The following is a 14367-nucleotide window of genomic DNA, read 5'->3' on the forward strand; positions in this document are numbered from 1 at the left end:
GGGGATCAACCTTGCATGATCCCTGAGGGGCCTGCCGGCATCGGGCAGGGAGGCCGCGCGGCGCTCACGGCGCTGGCCTTCGCGGCGACATCTCTGATCATCTACGCGCTCTTCTCCTCGGGGTTCGGGCGTCCGCGCCCGGCCCCTGTGGAGGGCCCTGTCATGGTCGGGGCCTCCGTCGCCGAGGCCACCCTCGCGGTGGTCTCCGACGATCTCTGGCTCACCTACCTCCCCGCGGGGCTGGAGCGCAGCGGCGGGGGGTCCGTCAAGCCGAAGGGGTCGTGGGCCAGGTTCGGCTCGGCCGAGCGGTACGTGGAGGCCCAGGTCGAGCCCGCCGCCGACTGGGTGAGCTACACCAGGAAGGCCGCCCTGCTCGACGCCCGCCCCGTCACCGTGCGCGGCAGGCCCGCCGTGGTCGGCAGGCATCCGAACGGCGGCCGGATGATCATCTGGATGGAGCGCGCGGGCACGGGGGCGTGGATCCGGGTCAGCGATTCCCTCGGTGGCGAACTGGTGGCAATTGCTGCCTCAGTCAAGAGTCCTGTAGGAGACTAAGAGCCTTTTCCATGCGTTCCTTGGGGGGTCGATGCGGCGTCTGGCAGCGGTGCTCCTCATGTTCGCGCTGGGCGGGTGCGGCGCGGACGACGTGCCCGCGCCCGAGGCGATCGCCTCGCCGCCGTCCTCCGCGCACGTCCCGCACCGCGGCGTCCGGCTGGCCTGCGGCCAGACCACGGTGGGGCTGCCCACCATGCCCGAGGGGATGACCAGGGCGGGCTCGTTCGGCCGCCTGGGCTCGCTCACCCGCCCGCTGGAGGCCAAGGGCGTGATCTGGCGGCGCGAGGACGAGCAGATGTACGTCGGCGTCGTGTGCGGGGCGCGGACCGCCGAGGAGTTCGTCACGCTGGTCGCCAGGTCGTCGCTGACGACGTACCGGGGCATGCCGGCGCTGCGCTGGAACACGCGCACCGGCGTGCGCAACTTCATGTGGCTGCAGCGGCCGGGCACCGCGGTCTACATCGCCGCGACGCCCGGCCTGGCCGCCCAGATCAGGCACGTCGCCGCCGGCGTCGCCCTGGACCAGGCACCCTGAACGACTAGTGCGCCTCTGACAGCAGCTTGGCCACCCGGCTGACGCCCTCGACCAGGTCGTCGTCGCCCAGCGCGTACGACAGGCGGAAGTAGCCCGGCGTCCCGAACGCCTCGCCCGGCACCACCGCCACCTCGGCCTCCTCCAGGATCAGCTCGGCCAGCTCTCCGGACGACTGCGGCCGCCGGCCGCGCAGTTCCTTGCCGATCAGCTCCTTGACCGACGGGTACGCGTAGAACGCCCCCTTCGGTTCCGGGCAGAACACGCCCGGGATCTCGTTGAGCATCCGGACCATCGTCTGGCGGCGCCGGTCGAACGCCGTGCGCATCTCCGCCACCGCCGACAGGTCGCCGGACACGGCGGCCAGCGCGGCCACCTGGGAGACGTTGGCGACGTTGGAGGTGGCGTGGGACTGCAGGTTGGTGGCCGCCTTGACCACGTCGGCGGGGCCGATCAGCCAGCCCACGCGCCAGCCGGTCATCGCGTAGGTCTTGGCCACGCCGTTGAGGATCACGACCCGGTCGCCCAGCTCGGGCACGGCCGTGGCGATGCTGGTGAACTCGGCGCCGCCGTACACGAGGTGCTCGTAGATCTCGTCCGTGACGACCCACAGGCCGTGCTCGGCCGCCCAGCGGCCGATCGCCTCCGTCTGCTCGCGGGAGTAGACGGCGCCCGTCGGGTTGCACGGCGAGACGAACAGCAGGACCTTCGTCCGCTCGGTGCGCGCGGCCTCCAGCTGCTCGACGCTCGCCAGGTAGCCGGTGGACTCGTCGGTCACGACGTCGACCTGCACGCCGCCGGCCAGCTTGATCGCCTCGGGATAGGTGGTCCAGTAGGGCGCCACCACCAGGACCTCGTCGCCCGGGTCGAGCAGCGTCGCGAACGCCTCGTAGACCGCCTGCTTGCCGCCGTTGGTGACCAGCACCTGCGAGGCCTCGACCGCGTAGCCGGAGTCGCGCCGGGTCTTGTCGGCGATGGCCTGCTTGAGCTCGGGCAGGCCGCCCGCCGGCGTGTACTTGTGGAAGCGCGGCTCGCGGGCGGCCTGGATCGCCGCCTCGACGATGTAGCCGGGCGTCGGGAAGTCGGGCTCGCCCGCGCCGAAGCCGATGACGGGCCGCCCGGCCGCCTTCATCGCCTTGGCCTTGGCGTCCACGGCGAGCGTGGCGGACTCGGAAATAGCGGAGATTCTCGCGGAGACGCGGGGTCGGGTGGACATGGTTCCATGGTCCCATGTGCTCGGTGACCTGGGCGATCGGGATTGGGTTCGACGTACCCGGCAATCACCCGTATGCTTTCGATCGGTCCTTCCGCACCGCATGTCGGTGAGCGGTTCGGTCCAGGCAGTGGGTCGATCAGGGTAGTCTGGTCTAGCGACATAGGGCACTGGCGCAATTGGTAGCGCACCGGTCTCCAAAACCGGCGGTTGGGGGTTCGAGTCCCTCGTGCCCTGCGAGTGCGGTCCGCGCAATAATGGGCGTGTAAGCGCGCCGCAAAACTGCGTTGGATACGACAGATTCAGGTGAGGACTGTGGCGATCGACACGCGCGGCGAGACCGCAGACAAGCCGAGTGGCGAGAAGAAGACGCGCACTTCGCCTGCCCTTTTCTATCGGCAGGTCGTCAACGAGCTCCGCAAGGTCATCTGGCCGACACGCAAGGATCTCATCACCTACACCACGGTCGTTCTGGTATTCGTTCTGATCATGGTGGCGATCGTGTACGGGCTCGACAGCGCCCTGGGATGGGCAGTCCTCAAGGTCTTCGGCGGCGGCTGATCGAGACGCCGCCGGTGACAGCTGACGGAGTCGCCAGTTCGATACGACGAAAGAGGAAGAGTCACCGTGTCCGAGTCTTCAGTTCCGGCCGGCGAGTCCCGCGAGGAGTGGGACGACGAGCTGGAAGAGGCCACTGAGGAGTCCGCCGAGGAGGCGGAGCTCCAGGAGGAGGCCGAGGTCGCGGAGAGCGACGAGGCAGCCGAGGCTTCCGACGTCGAGGACGAGACGGTTCTTCCCGACGTCGATCCCGTCGAGGAGTTCAAGAGCTCGCTGCGCGGCCTTCCCGGTGAGTGGTACGTCATCCACTCCTACGCCGGTTACGAGAATCGCGTGAAGTCCAACATCGAGAGCCGCAACGTGTCGCTCAACATGGAAGACTACATCTACCAGGTCGAGGTGCCGACGCACACCGTCCAGGAGTTCAAGAGCGGCAAGAAGGTGCCGGTCAAGGAGCGCGTGCTGCCCGGCTACGTGCTGGTGCGCATGGAGCTGACCGACGAGTCCTGGGCCGCCGTGCGTAACACGCCCGGTGTGACCGGCTTCGTCGGCCTGTCCAACAAGCCGAGCCCGCTCAGCCTCGACGAGGTCGCCAAGCTGCTGGCGCCCGAGCCGACCGAGGAGACCAAGAAGGCCGCCTCCAAGGCGAGCGCCGGCCCCGCGGTCGAGTTCGAGATCGGCGAGTCCGTCACGGTCATGGACGGCCCGTTCGCCACCCTGCCGGCCTCGGTGAGCGAGATCAGCCCCGAGTCGCAGAAGCTCAAGGTGCTCGTCTCGATCTTCGGCCGCGAGACCCCGGTTGAGCTCTCGTTCAACCAGGTCTCGAAGATCTAGGACAATCACATACACTGAGACGTTCGGTCGGCCGCCTGATCATGAGGGCGGCCTCCGACGTGTCAGGGCTGCAATCCGCTGGCCCTGACAGGCATCGCAATCAGGACCCGGAGAAGGACAAATGCCTCCGAAGAAGAAAATCGCCGCTCTGGTGAAGGTCCAGCTCCCCGCTGGACAGGCCACCCCGGCGCCGCCGGTGGGTACCGCGCTCGGTCCCCACGGTGTGAACATCATGGACTTCGTCAAGCAGTACAACGCTGCGACGGAGTCCCAGCGGGGCAACATCATCCCCGTTGAGATCACCATTTTCGAAGACCGCAGCTTCACCTTCATCACGAAGACGCCGCCGGCGCCTGAGCTGATCAAGAAGGCCCTGGGTCTCGACAAGGGCAGCGCGGTCCCGCACCGCGACAAGGTGGGCAAGCTCAGCCGCGAGCAGCTGCGCAGCATCGCCGAGACGAAGATGCCCGACCTCAACGCCAACGACATCGAGGCGGCCGAGAAGATCATCGCCGGCACCGCCCGGTCGATGGGCATCACCGTCGCCGAGTAACACCCTTTCCAGACGTTGTGGGAGGGCCCTCGGGCCCGCGTACCACTAGGAGTTAGCAATGAAGCGCAGCAAGGCGCACAAGGACGCGGCCGGCAAGGTCGACCGCGACAAGCTCTACACGCCCGTCGAGGCAGCGAAGCTGGCCAAGGAGACGTCGACCACCAAGTTCGACGCCACCGTCGAGGTCGCGCTGCGGCTGGGCGTCGACCCTCGTAAGGCCGACCAGATCGTGCGCGGCACGGTCAACCTCCCGCACGGCACCGGCAAGACCGCCCGGGTCCTGGTCTTCGCGACCGGTGACCGTGCCGAGGCGGCCCGCGAGGCGGGCGCCGACATCGTCGGCGCCGACGAGCTGATCGACGAGATCTCCAAGGGCAACCGGCTCAACGAGTTCGACGCCGTGGTGGCCACGCCCGACATGATGGGCAAGGTTGGTCGCCTGGGCCGCGTGCTCGGCCCGCGTGGTCTCATGCCCAACCCCAAGACCGGCACGGTGACGCCCGACGTCGCCAAGGCCGTCACGGAGATCAAGGGCGGCAAGATCGAGTTCCGCACCGACCGCCAGGCCAACCTCCACTTCATCATCGGCAAGACGTCGTTCGGCGAGCGCCAGCTCATCGAGAACTACGCCGCCGCCCTTGACGAGGTGCTGCGTCTCAAGCCGTCCGCGGCCAAGGGGCGCTACCTGAAGAAGGTCACGTTCTCCACGACCATGGGCCCCGGCGTCCCGGTCGACCCGAACGTCACGCGCGGCCTCACCGCTGACCTCGACGCGTAAGCGTTTTTTCTGATTGAGCCTCGCCCGGTTTCGGGCGGGGCTCTTTCTTTTTCCTGGGGCAGGCCGTGGTTTCCCGCGCGGCGAGCCGCTTTCCCGTGGAGGGCCGTGGCCACGGCCCCGCCGTACGGGGACCGCCGCCGAGCGGCGCGGGACGAACGCCCGGATTCACGCGCCCTGTGCCTCATCGGACCCGCGCTGCGGGCATCTGCGGCACGGCCCGCCCGCACGACGGCCACCCATGGCCCGCCCGCACGACGGCCACCCACACCACGGCCACCCACACCACGGCCCACCCGCGCCGCAGCTCACGCCCCACCACAGCCCACCCGCGCCTGGGGATCCGCGCGGGGCCGGGCGCCTCGATGTGGCTTGCCGGTGGCTTTGGGCGGGCGTGTGTGGCGCTGTCGGTTGCGCTCAGGCGGTGGGGGCCGTGATAGCGATGGCGGCCTTTCGCCTCGCGCAGGCGGCCCCGCGCGGGGCTGAATGCCTCGAGGGGGCGCGTGCGGCGGCGTCGGGTGCGCTCGGGCGGTGGGTGGGGTCGCTCGGGCGGTGGGCAGGGCCGTGATCGCGGTGTGGTGGCTTTCCGGCTCGCGGCGCCGGGCTGGAATGGCTCACCCGAGGTCTTCAGGCAGGTGGGCCTGGGCTGAGTCGAGTTGTGCAGGGAATGTGTGAGGGGTGTGGGGGATAACCCTGGGTTTTCCCTTATTTATGAGGGGAAGTCGCTACGGCGATGCCACTTAAAAGTAGGGTCAAGACATGCTGAAGCGCACGATAGGACTCACTGCGGCCGGTGCCGCGCTCGTCGTGGCGGCGGTCGCCGGTTGTGGATCGAACGCCCAGCCCATCCAGGTCAACCTGGCCGCCTCTGAGGTGCTCGCGCAGGCCGCGCAGAAGACCTCCGAGGTCAGCAGCTACACGGTCGACGCCGTGGTGAACGTCACGCACCCGCAGGAGGGCTCCGGCAAGGTGCAGGGACGCATGCTCTACCAGAGCAAGCCCCAGCTCGCCGTGGACCTCACCCTGGACACCGTCGACATGGGCGGGAAGAGCCTGCCGGGCGGCGTGCGCGCCGTGCTGCAGGGCGACACCGTCTACGTCAAGGTGGAGGCGCTCAAGGACCTCGTGGGCGCGACCAAGCCGTGGATCAAGGTATCGCTCAGCGAGATGGGCGACTCCTCGCAGGTGAACGACTACCTGAGCAAGATCCAGCAGTTCGACCTGGGCAACGTGACCAAGCTCGTCACGGCTTCGCAGGACGTGAAGTCGGCCGGCAACGAGAGCGTCAACGGTACGGACACCACGCACTACAGCGGCACGTTCCCGGTGGACGCGGCCGTGCAGCTGCTGCCCGCCGACCAGCAGGAGCAGGCGCGTACGAACCTGGCGGAGCTCAAGGACGTCAAGTTCGACATCTGGGTGGCCTCCGACGGCCTGCCGCGCAAGCTCGCGCTGAACGGCTCCAAGGAAGGCGCCACGCTCGACGCCACCCTGCTCTTCAAGGGCTTCAACGAGCCGGTGAGCATCGAGGCCCCGCCCGCTGACCAGGTCGGAGAGATGCCCAAGGGCACCACCAACTGAGAACGATTTGGAAACTCGGCGGCCAGGACGTAGTCTGGTCGTTGCCGAAGACCGCCGGTCGTCGTCAGGTGCCTCAATGCCTGGCGACCGAAGGATCCACATCTTGTGGACGGCCCGCGCAGGTGTGATGCGAGTTTCCCACATGGTGTGACCCATGTGCGTGAGCCCCGTGTGCGCCCTGCGCCCGGGGCTGTTCTCATTTTCAGGGCCTTCGCCGGCGGCACATCTGGAAGGAGGCCCATGGCGAGGGCGGATAAGGCGACAGCGGTTGCCGAGCTCAAGAGTGAGTTCGAAGGCAGCGCTGCCGCCGTTCTGACCGAGTACCGCGGTCTCACCGTCGCGCAGCTCAAGGAGCTGCGTAAGTCTCTCGGTGAGAATGCGAAGTTCGCCGTGGCGAAGAACACCCTGACCAAGATTGCGGCCAACCAGGCCGGATTCTCGGGTCTCGATGACCTGCTCGCCGGTCCGACCGCGATCGCCTTCGTCAACGGCGACGTTGTCGAGGCCGCCAAGGGTCTGCGTGACTTCGCCAAGGCCAATCCCCTTCTGGTGATCAAGGGCGGTGTCCTCGAGGGCAAGACGCTCGACGCCACCGAGATCACCAAGCTCGCCGACCTCGAGTCCCGCGAGGTCCTCCTCGCGAAGCTTGCTGGCGCGCTCAAGGCGAAGCAGAGCGCTGCCGCTGCTGTGTTCGCCGCGCTCCCCACGCAGATGGCTCAGCTGGCCGACGCCCTGCGCGCGAAGCGCGACGAGGCGGGCGAGTAACACGGGGGTTGCCGCAACACCCGCGGTCCCGTTTCTAGTTTCAGCAAGTCCCGAACGTAAGGAAAAAGCATCATGGCGAAGCTCAGCACCGACGAGCTGCTCGACGCGTTCAAGGAGATGACCCTCCTCGAGCTGTCCGAGTTCGTGAAGCAGTTCGAAGAGGTCTTCGACGTCAAGGCCGCCGCCCCCGTCGCCGTTGCCGCCGCCGCCCCCGCGGGTGGCGCCGAGGCCCCGGCCGTTGAGGAGCAGGACGAGTTCGACGTCATCCTCGAGGCTGCCGGCGACAAGAAGATCCAGGTCATCAAGGAGATCCGCGCCCTCACGTCCCTGGGCCTCAAGGAGGCCAAGGACCTGGTGGACGGCGCTCCCAAGGCTGTCTTCGACGGCAAGGTCAACAAGGAGCAGGCGGAGAAGGCCAAGGCTGCCCTCGAGGGCGCCGGCGCCACCGTGACCGTCAAGTAAGACGGTTTCTGTTCGCTGAAAAGGGGCGGGGACATCCTGGTGCCGGATGTCCGCCGCCCCTTTTTCGTGCCCTGAGCGGCCTCGCTCAGGAGATTCTCATGTCCGTCTCATCGCGCCGCGAAGCGGCTTGCCTAGCGTGCGAGCTGTGGTTACCGAAGCGAAGTCCCGTTGGGCGCTGACCGCCCTGCTCATTGGCACCGGAGTGCTCTACATCTGGGGCCTCGGCGCCTCCGGATGGGCAAATTCGTTCTATTCGGCGGCCGTTCAGGCGGGCAGCCAGAGCTGGACGGCGTTCTTCTTCGGGTCCTCCGACGCCGCGAACGCGATAACCGTCGACAAGACGCCCGCCTCCCTGTGGCCGATGGCGCTCAGCGTGCGGCTGTTCGGGCTCAATTCCTGGGCCATTCTCATTCCTCAGGCGCTCATGGGCGTCGGCACGGTGGCGCTGGTGTACGCGTCCGTGCGCAGGTTGGCCAACGTGTGGGCCGGGCTGCTGGCCGGGACCGTGATGGCGCTGACGCCGGTGGCCGTGCTGATGTTCAGGTTCAACAACCCCGACGCGCTGCTGGTGCTGCTGCTGACGGCCGCCGGGTACTGCGTGGTGCGGGCGCAGGAACGCGGGGCCACGCGGTGGCTGGCGCTGGCGGGGGCGGCGATCGGGTTCGCGTTCCTGGCGAAGATGTTGCAGGCGTTCCTGGTGTTGCCGGGGTTCGCCCTGGTTTATCTCGTCACGGCGCCGGTGCCGTTCTGGCGGCGGATGTGGCAGTTGTCGCTGGCCGGGGTGGCCATGGTGGTCTCGGCCGGGTGGTGGGTGCTGGCGGTGGCGCTGGTGCCGGCCTCCGAGCGGCCGTACATCGGGGGGTCCCAGACCAACAGCGTGCTGGAGCTGGCGCTCGGCTACAACGGGATCGGGCGGCTCAACGGCGGTGACTACGGCGGGCTGGGCAACCTGAACCAGCAGGCCGGGTGGCTGCGGCTGTTCGACACCGAGGCGGGCGGGCAGATCGCCTGGCTGCTTCCGGCGGCGCTGGTGCTCCTGGCCGCCGTCACCTGGGTCACGCGGCGGGCGCCGCGGGTCGATCCGGTCCGGGCCGCCACCTGGGTCTGGGGGAGCTGGCTGATCGTGACCGGGCTGGTCTTCAGCCTGATGCAGGGCATCTTCCACGCGTACTACACCGTGGCCCTGGCGCCGGCGATCGCGGTGCTGGTGGGCATGGGAGCGGCCGTCCTGTGGGAGCGGCGGGCGTACCGGTCGCTGGCGGTGGTCACGGCCGGTACGGCCGTGTGGTCGTACGTGCTGCTGTCGCGCAGCGCGGAGTGGAACTCCTGGCTGGGCGTGGTCGTGCTGGTGGCGGGGCTGGGGGCGGCCCTGGCGATGTTGTTCGTGCGCCGGGCGCTGGTCGTGGTGGCCGTCGCCGCGGTGGCGTGCCTGGCGTCCCTTGCGGGTCCGGCCGCGTACGCGGTGGACACGGCCTCGTCGGCGCACACCGGAGCCATTCCGACGGCGGGGCCCTCCACCGGTGGCAGGGGCTTCGGCGGGCCCGGCGGGTTCGGGGGCGGCGGCCGGCAGTTCCGGCGGATGCCCGGGAACGTCGGGTCACCTGGCCGTCAGGCGTTCCAGGCGCCGCCCGGTGGCCGGGGGATGGGGCGCGGCGGCATGGGCGGGCTGCTCAACGCGGGCACCCCGGCCGCCGAGCTGACCGCGCTGCTGAAGACGGACGCCTCCGCGTACACGTGGGTGGCGGCGACGGTGGGCTCCAACAACGCGGCCGGCTACCAGCTGGCCGCCGGCGGGCCGGTGATGGCGGTGGGCGGCTTCAACGGCACCGACCCCGCGCCGACGCTGGGGCAGTTCAAGCAGTACGTCGCCGAGAAGAAGATCCATTACTTCATCGGCACGGGGATGGGGATGGGGATGGGCGGCCGCAGCACGGCCGGCAGCGACGACGCGGCCCGGATCGCGGCCTGGGTGCAGGAGACCTTCACCGCCACCACCGTGGGAGGGACGACGGTCTTCGACCTCACGCAGGCTTGAGCGCGGCTGCGGCGGCGCGGACCTGGGTGACGGCGCCGGTGTCCATGTAGTCCCTGGTGTGGATGATCAGGCCGTTCCTGATCCTGAGCACGAGCAGGCCCGGGACGGTGATCAACTGCCCGGCGACCGTGACGGACGTGTCCTGCTCCACCAGCACGACCTCCGGGTCGGTCGCCCGGTGGAGCGAGACGCGCCGTACCTCGTCGGGCCTGAACGGCATCGCGCCCCACATCGCCCGGTACCCGGCGCGGATCTCCTCCCTCCCCTTGAACGGCGCCAGCCCTCCGAACGGGAACTCGTGCAGCGCGTCCTCCGCGTAGAGGTCGGCCAGTTCGTCGGCGGACTTGTGGAGCATGGCCGCGTGATAGGCGGTGACGATCTCTTCGATGGACATGGGGAATCCCTCTCAGTTTGCTCAACAGGCGTTGACTCAACGAGCGTAGAGCGAATGGGCGAGGTCGGTCAACGCATGTAGAGTCGGGGCGTGGTCGAGAAGGGGCTTCCGCGGGCCGAGCGGCGGCGCAGGAGCGAGGAGCGGATCCTGGAGTCCGCCAGGGCGCTGTTCGCCGAGGTCGGGTTCGAGCGGGCCACCATCAGGGCCATCGCCAAGCGGGCCGAAGTCGATCCCGCCCTCGTGATGCAGTACTTCGGCAGCAAGCAGGAGCTCTTCCAGCGGGCCGTGCGGGTGGCGCCGGTCGCGCACGCCGCGCTGAGCGCCGACGAGGCGGTCGAGCAGGTGCTCGGCACGCTCGGCCTGAAGCTGGGCGAGCTGCCGCAGAGCTCGCTGGCCATGATGCGGTCCATGCTCACGCACCCCGAGGCGGCCGTCTCGGCGCGCAAGGTGCTGGGCGAGCAGATCGACCGGCTGGCCCAGGCCGTACCGGGCGAGGACGCGAGGCTGCGGGCGGCGCTGATGATGATGATCATGCTCGGCGTGACCGTCGGGCATCAGCTGCTCGACCTCGACGAGCTGCGCGGGGTGCCGCAGGAGGAGATCGCCCGGCTGCTGCGGCCCGGCCTGCAGGCGCTCGCCGGTCCGGAGGGCTCATAACCGCGCCGTAACAAGTTATTGGAACGGGTTCCAATTCGATCCGCCGCCGTTACGGTTGAGAGGCCCCTGAATACTGCCTGCGATCGGAAGGTGTCCAGTGGGAGTCGAGGTCGTGGTCGACGGGCTGACCAAGTCGTTCGGCCGGCAGGTCATCTGGGAGGACGTCTCGCTCACGCTCCCCGCGGGCGAGATCTCCGTCCTGCTCGGCCCCTCGGGCACCGGGAAGTCGGTCTTCCTCAAGACGCTGGTGGGCCTGCTGCGGCCCGATCGCGGGCACATCTGGATCGACGGCTACGACCTGGCCAACTGCAACGAGAACAAGCTCTACGAGCTGCGCCGGCTGTTCGGGGTGCTCTTCCAGGACGGGGCGCTGTTCGGCTCGCTCAACCTCTACGACAACATCGCCTTCCCGCTGCGCGAGCACACCAAGAAAACCGAGTCGCAGATCCGCCAGATCGTGATGGAGAAGGTGGAGCTGGTCGGCCTGGTCGGCGCGGAGTCCAAGCTGCCCGGGGAGATCTCCGGCGGCATGCGCAAGCGCGCGGGGCTGGCCAGGGCGCTGGTGCTGGACCCGGAGATCATCCTGTTCGACGAGCCCGACTCCGGCCTCGACCCGGTCCGCACCGCGCTGCTCAACCAGACCATCGTCGACCTCAACGCCGAGATCGAGGCGACGTTCCTGATCGTGACACACGACATCAACACCGCCCGTACGGTCCCCGACAGCATCGGGATGCTGTTCAGGCGCGAGCTGGTCATGTTCGGCCCGCGCGAGATGCTGCTGTCGAGCGATGAGCCGGTGGTGCGGCAGTTCCTCAACGCCAGGAGGCACGGCCCCATCGGCATGTCGGAGGAGAAGGACCTCTCCGAGCTGGAGGCCGAGGCCCAGATGGGGCTCGACCCCGGCATGCTGCCGCCGATCCCGCCGCAGCTCATGCCCACCGGCAACAGGATCCGTCGTTCGCAGCAGCCGCCGGGGACGTGGCTGGCGGCCAACGGCGTGATCCCGCCGCAGGGGTCGTTCGTCGACGAACGCGGGCGCAACTGGCTGGAGGAGTATCCCCGCCTCGTGAACGCCTACCTCCACGGCGTTCAGTGACCCCCTGACTTTCCTGTCAGGTACGGCGGTGCCAGGCCGTCAGCGGGCAACTCAGGGCCGCCTGGGGGCATATCGGGGAGATCCGGGCTCGTTGCCCGATTCCTGCCACGTCCTCTACCGTCTCGGTTGGTTCGGGGGCTCCAGCGCGAAGCCGGGGGTTATGATCCGGCGACCGGCTGGGGAAGGGGTGAGTGACGTGGCAGGACTTGCCGCCCGGCCCGCCCGCATCCTGATCGCCGCGCTCAGCGGAGTGCTCGCGGTGCTGGTCGGACTGGGCGTGTGGATCGCCGCACAGGCGCGCGAGGAGCAGGGCAGGGCAGGCGACAAGCAGGCGGCGCTCCTGGCGGCGGGGACCCACGCGAAGAACCTGATCTCGCTCGACTACAAGACCGTCGACGCCGACATCAAGCGCATCCTCGACACCTCGACCGGGCCGGCCAGGGCGGAGTACGAGGCCAACGCGGCCAAGCTCAAGTCCACCACGGTCGAGAACAAGGTCATCCAGCACGGCGTGCTGCGTGCCACGGGGCTGGCCTCCATGGCCGGTGCCACGGCCAAGGTGCTGGTCGTGGCCGACGTGGAGATCCGCTGGGACGGCTCCAAGAGCCCGCCGCAGGAGCGGTACTACCGGTGGTCGATGGAGCTGGCCAAGGTCGGCGGCGCCTGGCTGGTGTCCAAGGCGGTGCAGGTGACATGAGGCGGTGGAGGGCCAGGTGAGGACGGTCACGATCGTGCTGCTGGGGATCCTCGTGGTGGTGGCCGGGGTGCTGGTGCCCACGATGTGGTTCAACCTGCGCGACCTGCGGGCGGCCGACGCGGCCGGGACGCAGGCGATGGCGGAGGCCAAGAAGGTGGCGCCCGATCTGCTCTCCTACGACTACCGGACGGTGGAGGAGGATCTGGCCCGGGCGGGGACGCACACGACCGGGGAGTTGACCAAGCACTACAAGGAGCTGACCACGTCCCTGGTGTCCAGGGCCAAGGCGCAGAAGATCGTGCAGACCGCGGCCGTGGCGGGGGCGGCGGTCGAGCGGGCGGCGCCCGATCGCGTAGAGGTTCTGCTGTTCGTGAACACGGGTATGGTCAAGAACGTTCCGGGCGAGGCCGTGCCACAGCAACAGTTCACTCAGAACCGCGCCAGGTTCGTCATGGTCCGGCAAGGATCACGCTGGCTGGTGGCCGACCTGTCGACCCTGCTGGGGACCGCCTGACGCCCACGGCGCGCCGCTTCGTTCAATTGTTACCAAAAATCAGGTTTAGCGAAGCCATTGGGGCGGGTATCTCCGTCACAGCTACACCGGTTGTCGGCATGGGTTCGGCCCCCGGTGTGACGGAGCGTTAACCGCCCCCGTTCGCGGGTATCGTCTTGGGCCTGGCGGTAGGCGCCCGGTCACACAGGGGAGAAAACCCAGCGTCCGGGCCCCTAGTCGGCTAAAAGTCGGGCTTGTGGGCTTGACGTTTCCGCCTGAACGGGCGATGCTGCGACCAACGTGGAGCATGAAGCGAGAGCGAAGTGGACAGGCGTGTGCCGTTCGGCTACACTGCCCCTTTGCGCTGCCCTTTGACGACCCGCTCCGCTTGCTCACGTTGCGAGGTTGTCTGGCGTGCGTGTAGTCAGTCCGCCGCGAGCCCTCGGAAGGACATCTGTTGGCAGCCTCGCGCAACGCCTCCGCCGTACCCGCTGGTCCCCGTCGCGTGTCATTCGCGCGCATCCAGGAGCCCCTCGAAGTTCCTGACCTTCTCGCTCTGCAGACCGAGTCGTTCGACTGGCTGCTCGGAAACGAGAAGTGGAAGGCCCGGGTAGAGGCGGCTCGCCAGGCCGGGCGCAAGGACGTCCCGACTCAGTCGGGCCTCGAAGAGATCTTCGAAGAGATCAGTCCGATCGAGGACTTCTCGGGGACCATGTCCTTGTCGTTCCGCGACCACCGATTCGAGCCGCCGAAGTACTCAGTAGATGAGTGCAAAGACAAGGACATGACCTTCTCCGCCCCGATGTTCGTGACGGCGGAGTTCATCAATAACACCACCGGTGAGATCAAGAGCCAGACGGTGTTCATGGGCGATTTCCCGCTCATGACGCCGAAGGGCACATTCATCATCAACGGCACCGAGCGTGTCGTAGTCTCGCAGCTGGTCCGTTCGCCCGGTGTCTACTTCGAACGCAATGTCGACAAGACGTCCGACAAGGACCTGTTCGGCTGCAAGGTCATCCCGTCGCGGGGTGCCTGGCTGGAGTTCGAGATCGACAAGCGCGACAGCGTCGGTGTGCGCATCGACCGCAAGCGCAAGCAGGCCGTCACGGTGCTGCTCAAGGCGCTGGGCTGGACCAGCGAGCAGATCCTCGAGAAGTTCGG

General features: G+C 68.4%; 16 protein-coding genes, 1 tRNA gene and 1 pseudogene. 16 read left to right on the top strand and 2 right to left on the bottom strand.

Going from position 1 to position 14367, the window contains the following annotated elements; genetic code table 11:
• Window positions 1-15 precede the first annotated feature (15 nt).
• The gene (locus tag ACWDX9_RS15065; protein WP_449953631.1) at window positions 16-555 is read left to right on the top strand and encodes a hypothetical protein; all 540 of its coding nucleotides are present in this window, start codon (window positions 16-18) and stop codon (window positions 553-555) included.
• 31 nt (window positions 556-586) lie between these two features.
• Window positions 587-1090, top strand: coding sequence for a hypothetical protein (locus ACWDX9_RS15070; RefSeq protein WP_449953634.1), 504 nt, complete (start codon window positions 587-589; stop codon window positions 1088-1090).
• A gap of 4 nt (window positions 1091-1094) precedes the next feature.
• Here the strand turns inward: ACWDX9_RS15070 and ACWDX9_RS15075 are convergent, their stop codons facing one another.
• On the bottom strand, window positions 1095-2303 hold the full coding sequence (locus ACWDX9_RS15075; protein WP_449953636.1) for a pyridoxal phosphate-dependent aminotransferase: 1209 nt from the start codon (window positions 2301-2303) through the stop codon (window positions 1095-1097).
• Window positions 2304-2464: 161 nt separating this feature from the next.
• Between ACWDX9_RS15075 and ACWDX9_RS15080 the strand changes: the two genes are divergently transcribed.
• The 9 genes from ACWDX9_RS15080 (at window position 2465) to ACWDX9_RS15120 (ending at window position 9863) form a co-directional block, all read left to right on the top strand.
• Window positions 2465-2537 (top strand) — tRNA-Trp (locus ACWDX9_RS15080).
• 78 nt (window positions 2538-2615) lie between these two features.
• Window positions 2616-2861, top strand: a complete 246-nt coding sequence (secE, locus tag ACWDX9_RS15085; RefSeq protein WP_357725570.1) for a preprotein translocase subunit SecE — start codon at window positions 2616-2618, stop codon at window positions 2859-2861.
• 66 nt (window positions 2862-2927) lie between these two features.
• A complete protein-coding gene (nusG, locus tag ACWDX9_RS15090; protein ID WP_350733413.1) occupies window positions 2928-3692 on the top strand; it encodes a transcription termination/antitermination protein NusG in 765 nt (254 codons plus the stop codon).
• A 121-nt stretch (window positions 3693-3813) separates the two neighbouring features.
• On the top strand, window positions 3814-4245 hold the full coding sequence (gene rplK, locus ACWDX9_RS15095; RefSeq protein WP_138719455.1) for a 50S ribosomal protein L11: 432 nt from the start codon (window positions 3814-3816) through the stop codon (window positions 4243-4245).
• A gap of 58 nt (window positions 4246-4303) precedes the next feature.
• Window positions 4304-5023, top strand: a complete 720-nt coding sequence (gene rplA, locus ACWDX9_RS15100) for a 50S ribosomal protein L1 (protein ID WP_449953638.1) — start codon at window positions 4304-4306, stop codon at window positions 5021-5023.
• A 756-nt stretch (window positions 5024-5779) separates the two neighbouring features.
• Window positions 5780-6601 carry an LppX_LprAFG lipoprotein gene (locus tag ACWDX9_RS15105; protein WP_449953640.1) on the top strand — a complete coding sequence of 274 codons (822 nt, stop codon included), beginning with the start codon at window positions 5780-5782 and terminating at the stop codon, window positions 6599-6601.
• A 240-nt stretch (window positions 6602-6841) separates the two neighbouring features.
• On the top strand, window positions 6842-7366 hold the full coding sequence (rplJ, locus tag ACWDX9_RS15110) for a 50S ribosomal protein L10 (protein WP_350733418.1): 525 nt from the start codon (window positions 6842-6844) through the stop codon (window positions 7364-7366).
• A gap of 72 nt (window positions 7367-7438) precedes the next feature.
• Window positions 7439-7828, top strand: a complete 390-nt coding sequence (gene rplL, locus ACWDX9_RS15115) for a 50S ribosomal protein L7/L12 (RefSeq protein ID WP_350733420.1) — start codon at window positions 7439-7441, stop codon at window positions 7826-7828.
• A gap of 145 nt (window positions 7829-7973) precedes the next feature.
• Window positions 7974-9863: an ArnT family glycosyltransferase gene (locus tag ACWDX9_RS15120; RefSeq protein ID WP_449953643.1), complete on the top strand. Its 1890-nt coding sequence runs from the start codon at window positions 7974-7976 to the stop codon at window positions 9861-9863.
• On the opposite strand, the gene ACWDX9_RS15125 is transcribed toward ACWDX9_RS15120, so the two are convergent.
• Complete coding sequence (locus ACWDX9_RS15125; protein ID WP_449953646.1) at window positions 9850-10257, bottom strand: nuclear transport factor 2 family protein; 408 nt, start codon at window positions 10255-10257, stop codon at window positions 9850-9852. The two genes, ACWDX9_RS15120 and ACWDX9_RS15125, sit on opposite strands and share 14 nt — an antisense overlap.
• 90 nt (window positions 10258-10347) lie before the next feature.
• Here ACWDX9_RS15125 and ACWDX9_RS15130 point away from each other — a divergent pair, with 90 nt between their 5' ends.
• The 5 genes and pseudogenes from ACWDX9_RS15130 to ACWDX9_RS15150 form a co-directional block, all read left to right on the top strand.
• Window positions 10348-10914, top strand: coding sequence for a TetR/AcrR family transcriptional regulator (locus ACWDX9_RS15130; RefSeq protein WP_449953648.1), 567 nt, complete (start codon window positions 10348-10350; stop codon window positions 10912-10914).
• 97 nt (window positions 10915-11011) lie between these two features.
• Window positions 11012-12013, top strand: a complete 1002-nt coding sequence (locus tag ACWDX9_RS15135; protein ID WP_364264813.1) for an ABC transporter ATP-binding protein — start codon at window positions 11012-11014, stop codon at window positions 12011-12013.
• A gap of 196 nt (window positions 12014-12209) precedes the next feature.
• Window positions 12210-12710 (top strand): hypothetical protein, encoded by a 501-nt coding sequence (locus ACWDX9_RS15140; protein WP_449953652.1) that lies wholly within the window; start codon window positions 12210-12212, stop codon window positions 12708-12710.
• A gap of 16 nt (window positions 12711-12726) precedes the next feature.
• Entirely contained in the window at window positions 12727-13224 is a 498-nt protein-coding gene (locus ACWDX9_RS15145; protein WP_449953655.1) for a hypothetical protein, read from the top strand.
• A 436-nt stretch (window positions 13225-13660) separates the two neighbouring features.
• Window positions 13661-14367, top strand: a pseudogene (locus tag ACWDX9_RS15150) (DNA-directed RNA polymerase subunit beta); the annotation flags it as partial.

The sequence above is a fragment of the Nonomuraea sp. NPDC003201 genome (assembly GCF_053590415.1).

What these genes read in the sequence shown, in the direction of transcription:
- rplK (WP_138719455.1), top strand. Translation starts at nt 3,814, where the DNA reads ATGCCTCCGAAGAAGAAAATCGCCGCTCTGGTGAAGGTCCAGCTCCCC.
- rplA (WP_449953638.1), top strand. Translation starts at nt 4,304, where the DNA reads ATGAAGCGCAGCAAGGCGCACAAGGACGCGGCCGGCAAGGTCGACCGC.
- ACWDX9_RS15065 (WP_449953631.1), top strand. Translation starts at nt 16, where the DNA reads ATGATCCCTGAGGGGCCTGCCGGCATCGGGCAGGGAGGCCGCGCGGCG.
- rplL (WP_350733420.1), top strand. Translation starts at nt 7,439, where the DNA reads ATGGCGAAGCTCAGCACCGACGAGCTGCTCGACGCGTTCAAGGAGATG.
- ACWDX9_RS15070 (WP_449953634.1), top strand. Translation starts at nt 587, where the DNA reads ATGCGGCGTCTGGCAGCGGTGCTCCTCATGTTCGCGCTGGGCGGGTGC.
- rplJ (WP_350733418.1), top strand. Translation starts at nt 6,842, where the DNA reads ATGGCGAGGGCGGATAAGGCGACAGCGGTTGCCGAGCTCAAGAGTGAG.
- ACWDX9_RS15075 (WP_449953636.1), bottom strand. Translation starts at nt 2,303, where the DNA reads ATGTCCACCCGACCCCGCGTCTCCGCGAGAATCTCCGCTATTTCCGAG.
- ACWDX9_RS15105 (WP_449953640.1), top strand. Translation starts at nt 5,780, where the DNA reads ATGCTGAAGCGCACGATAGGACTCACTGCGGCCGGTGCCGCGCTCGTC.
- ACWDX9_RS15125 (WP_449953646.1), bottom strand. Translation starts at nt 10,257, where the DNA reads ATGTCCATCGAAGAGATCGTCACCGCCTATCACGCGGCCATGCTCCAC.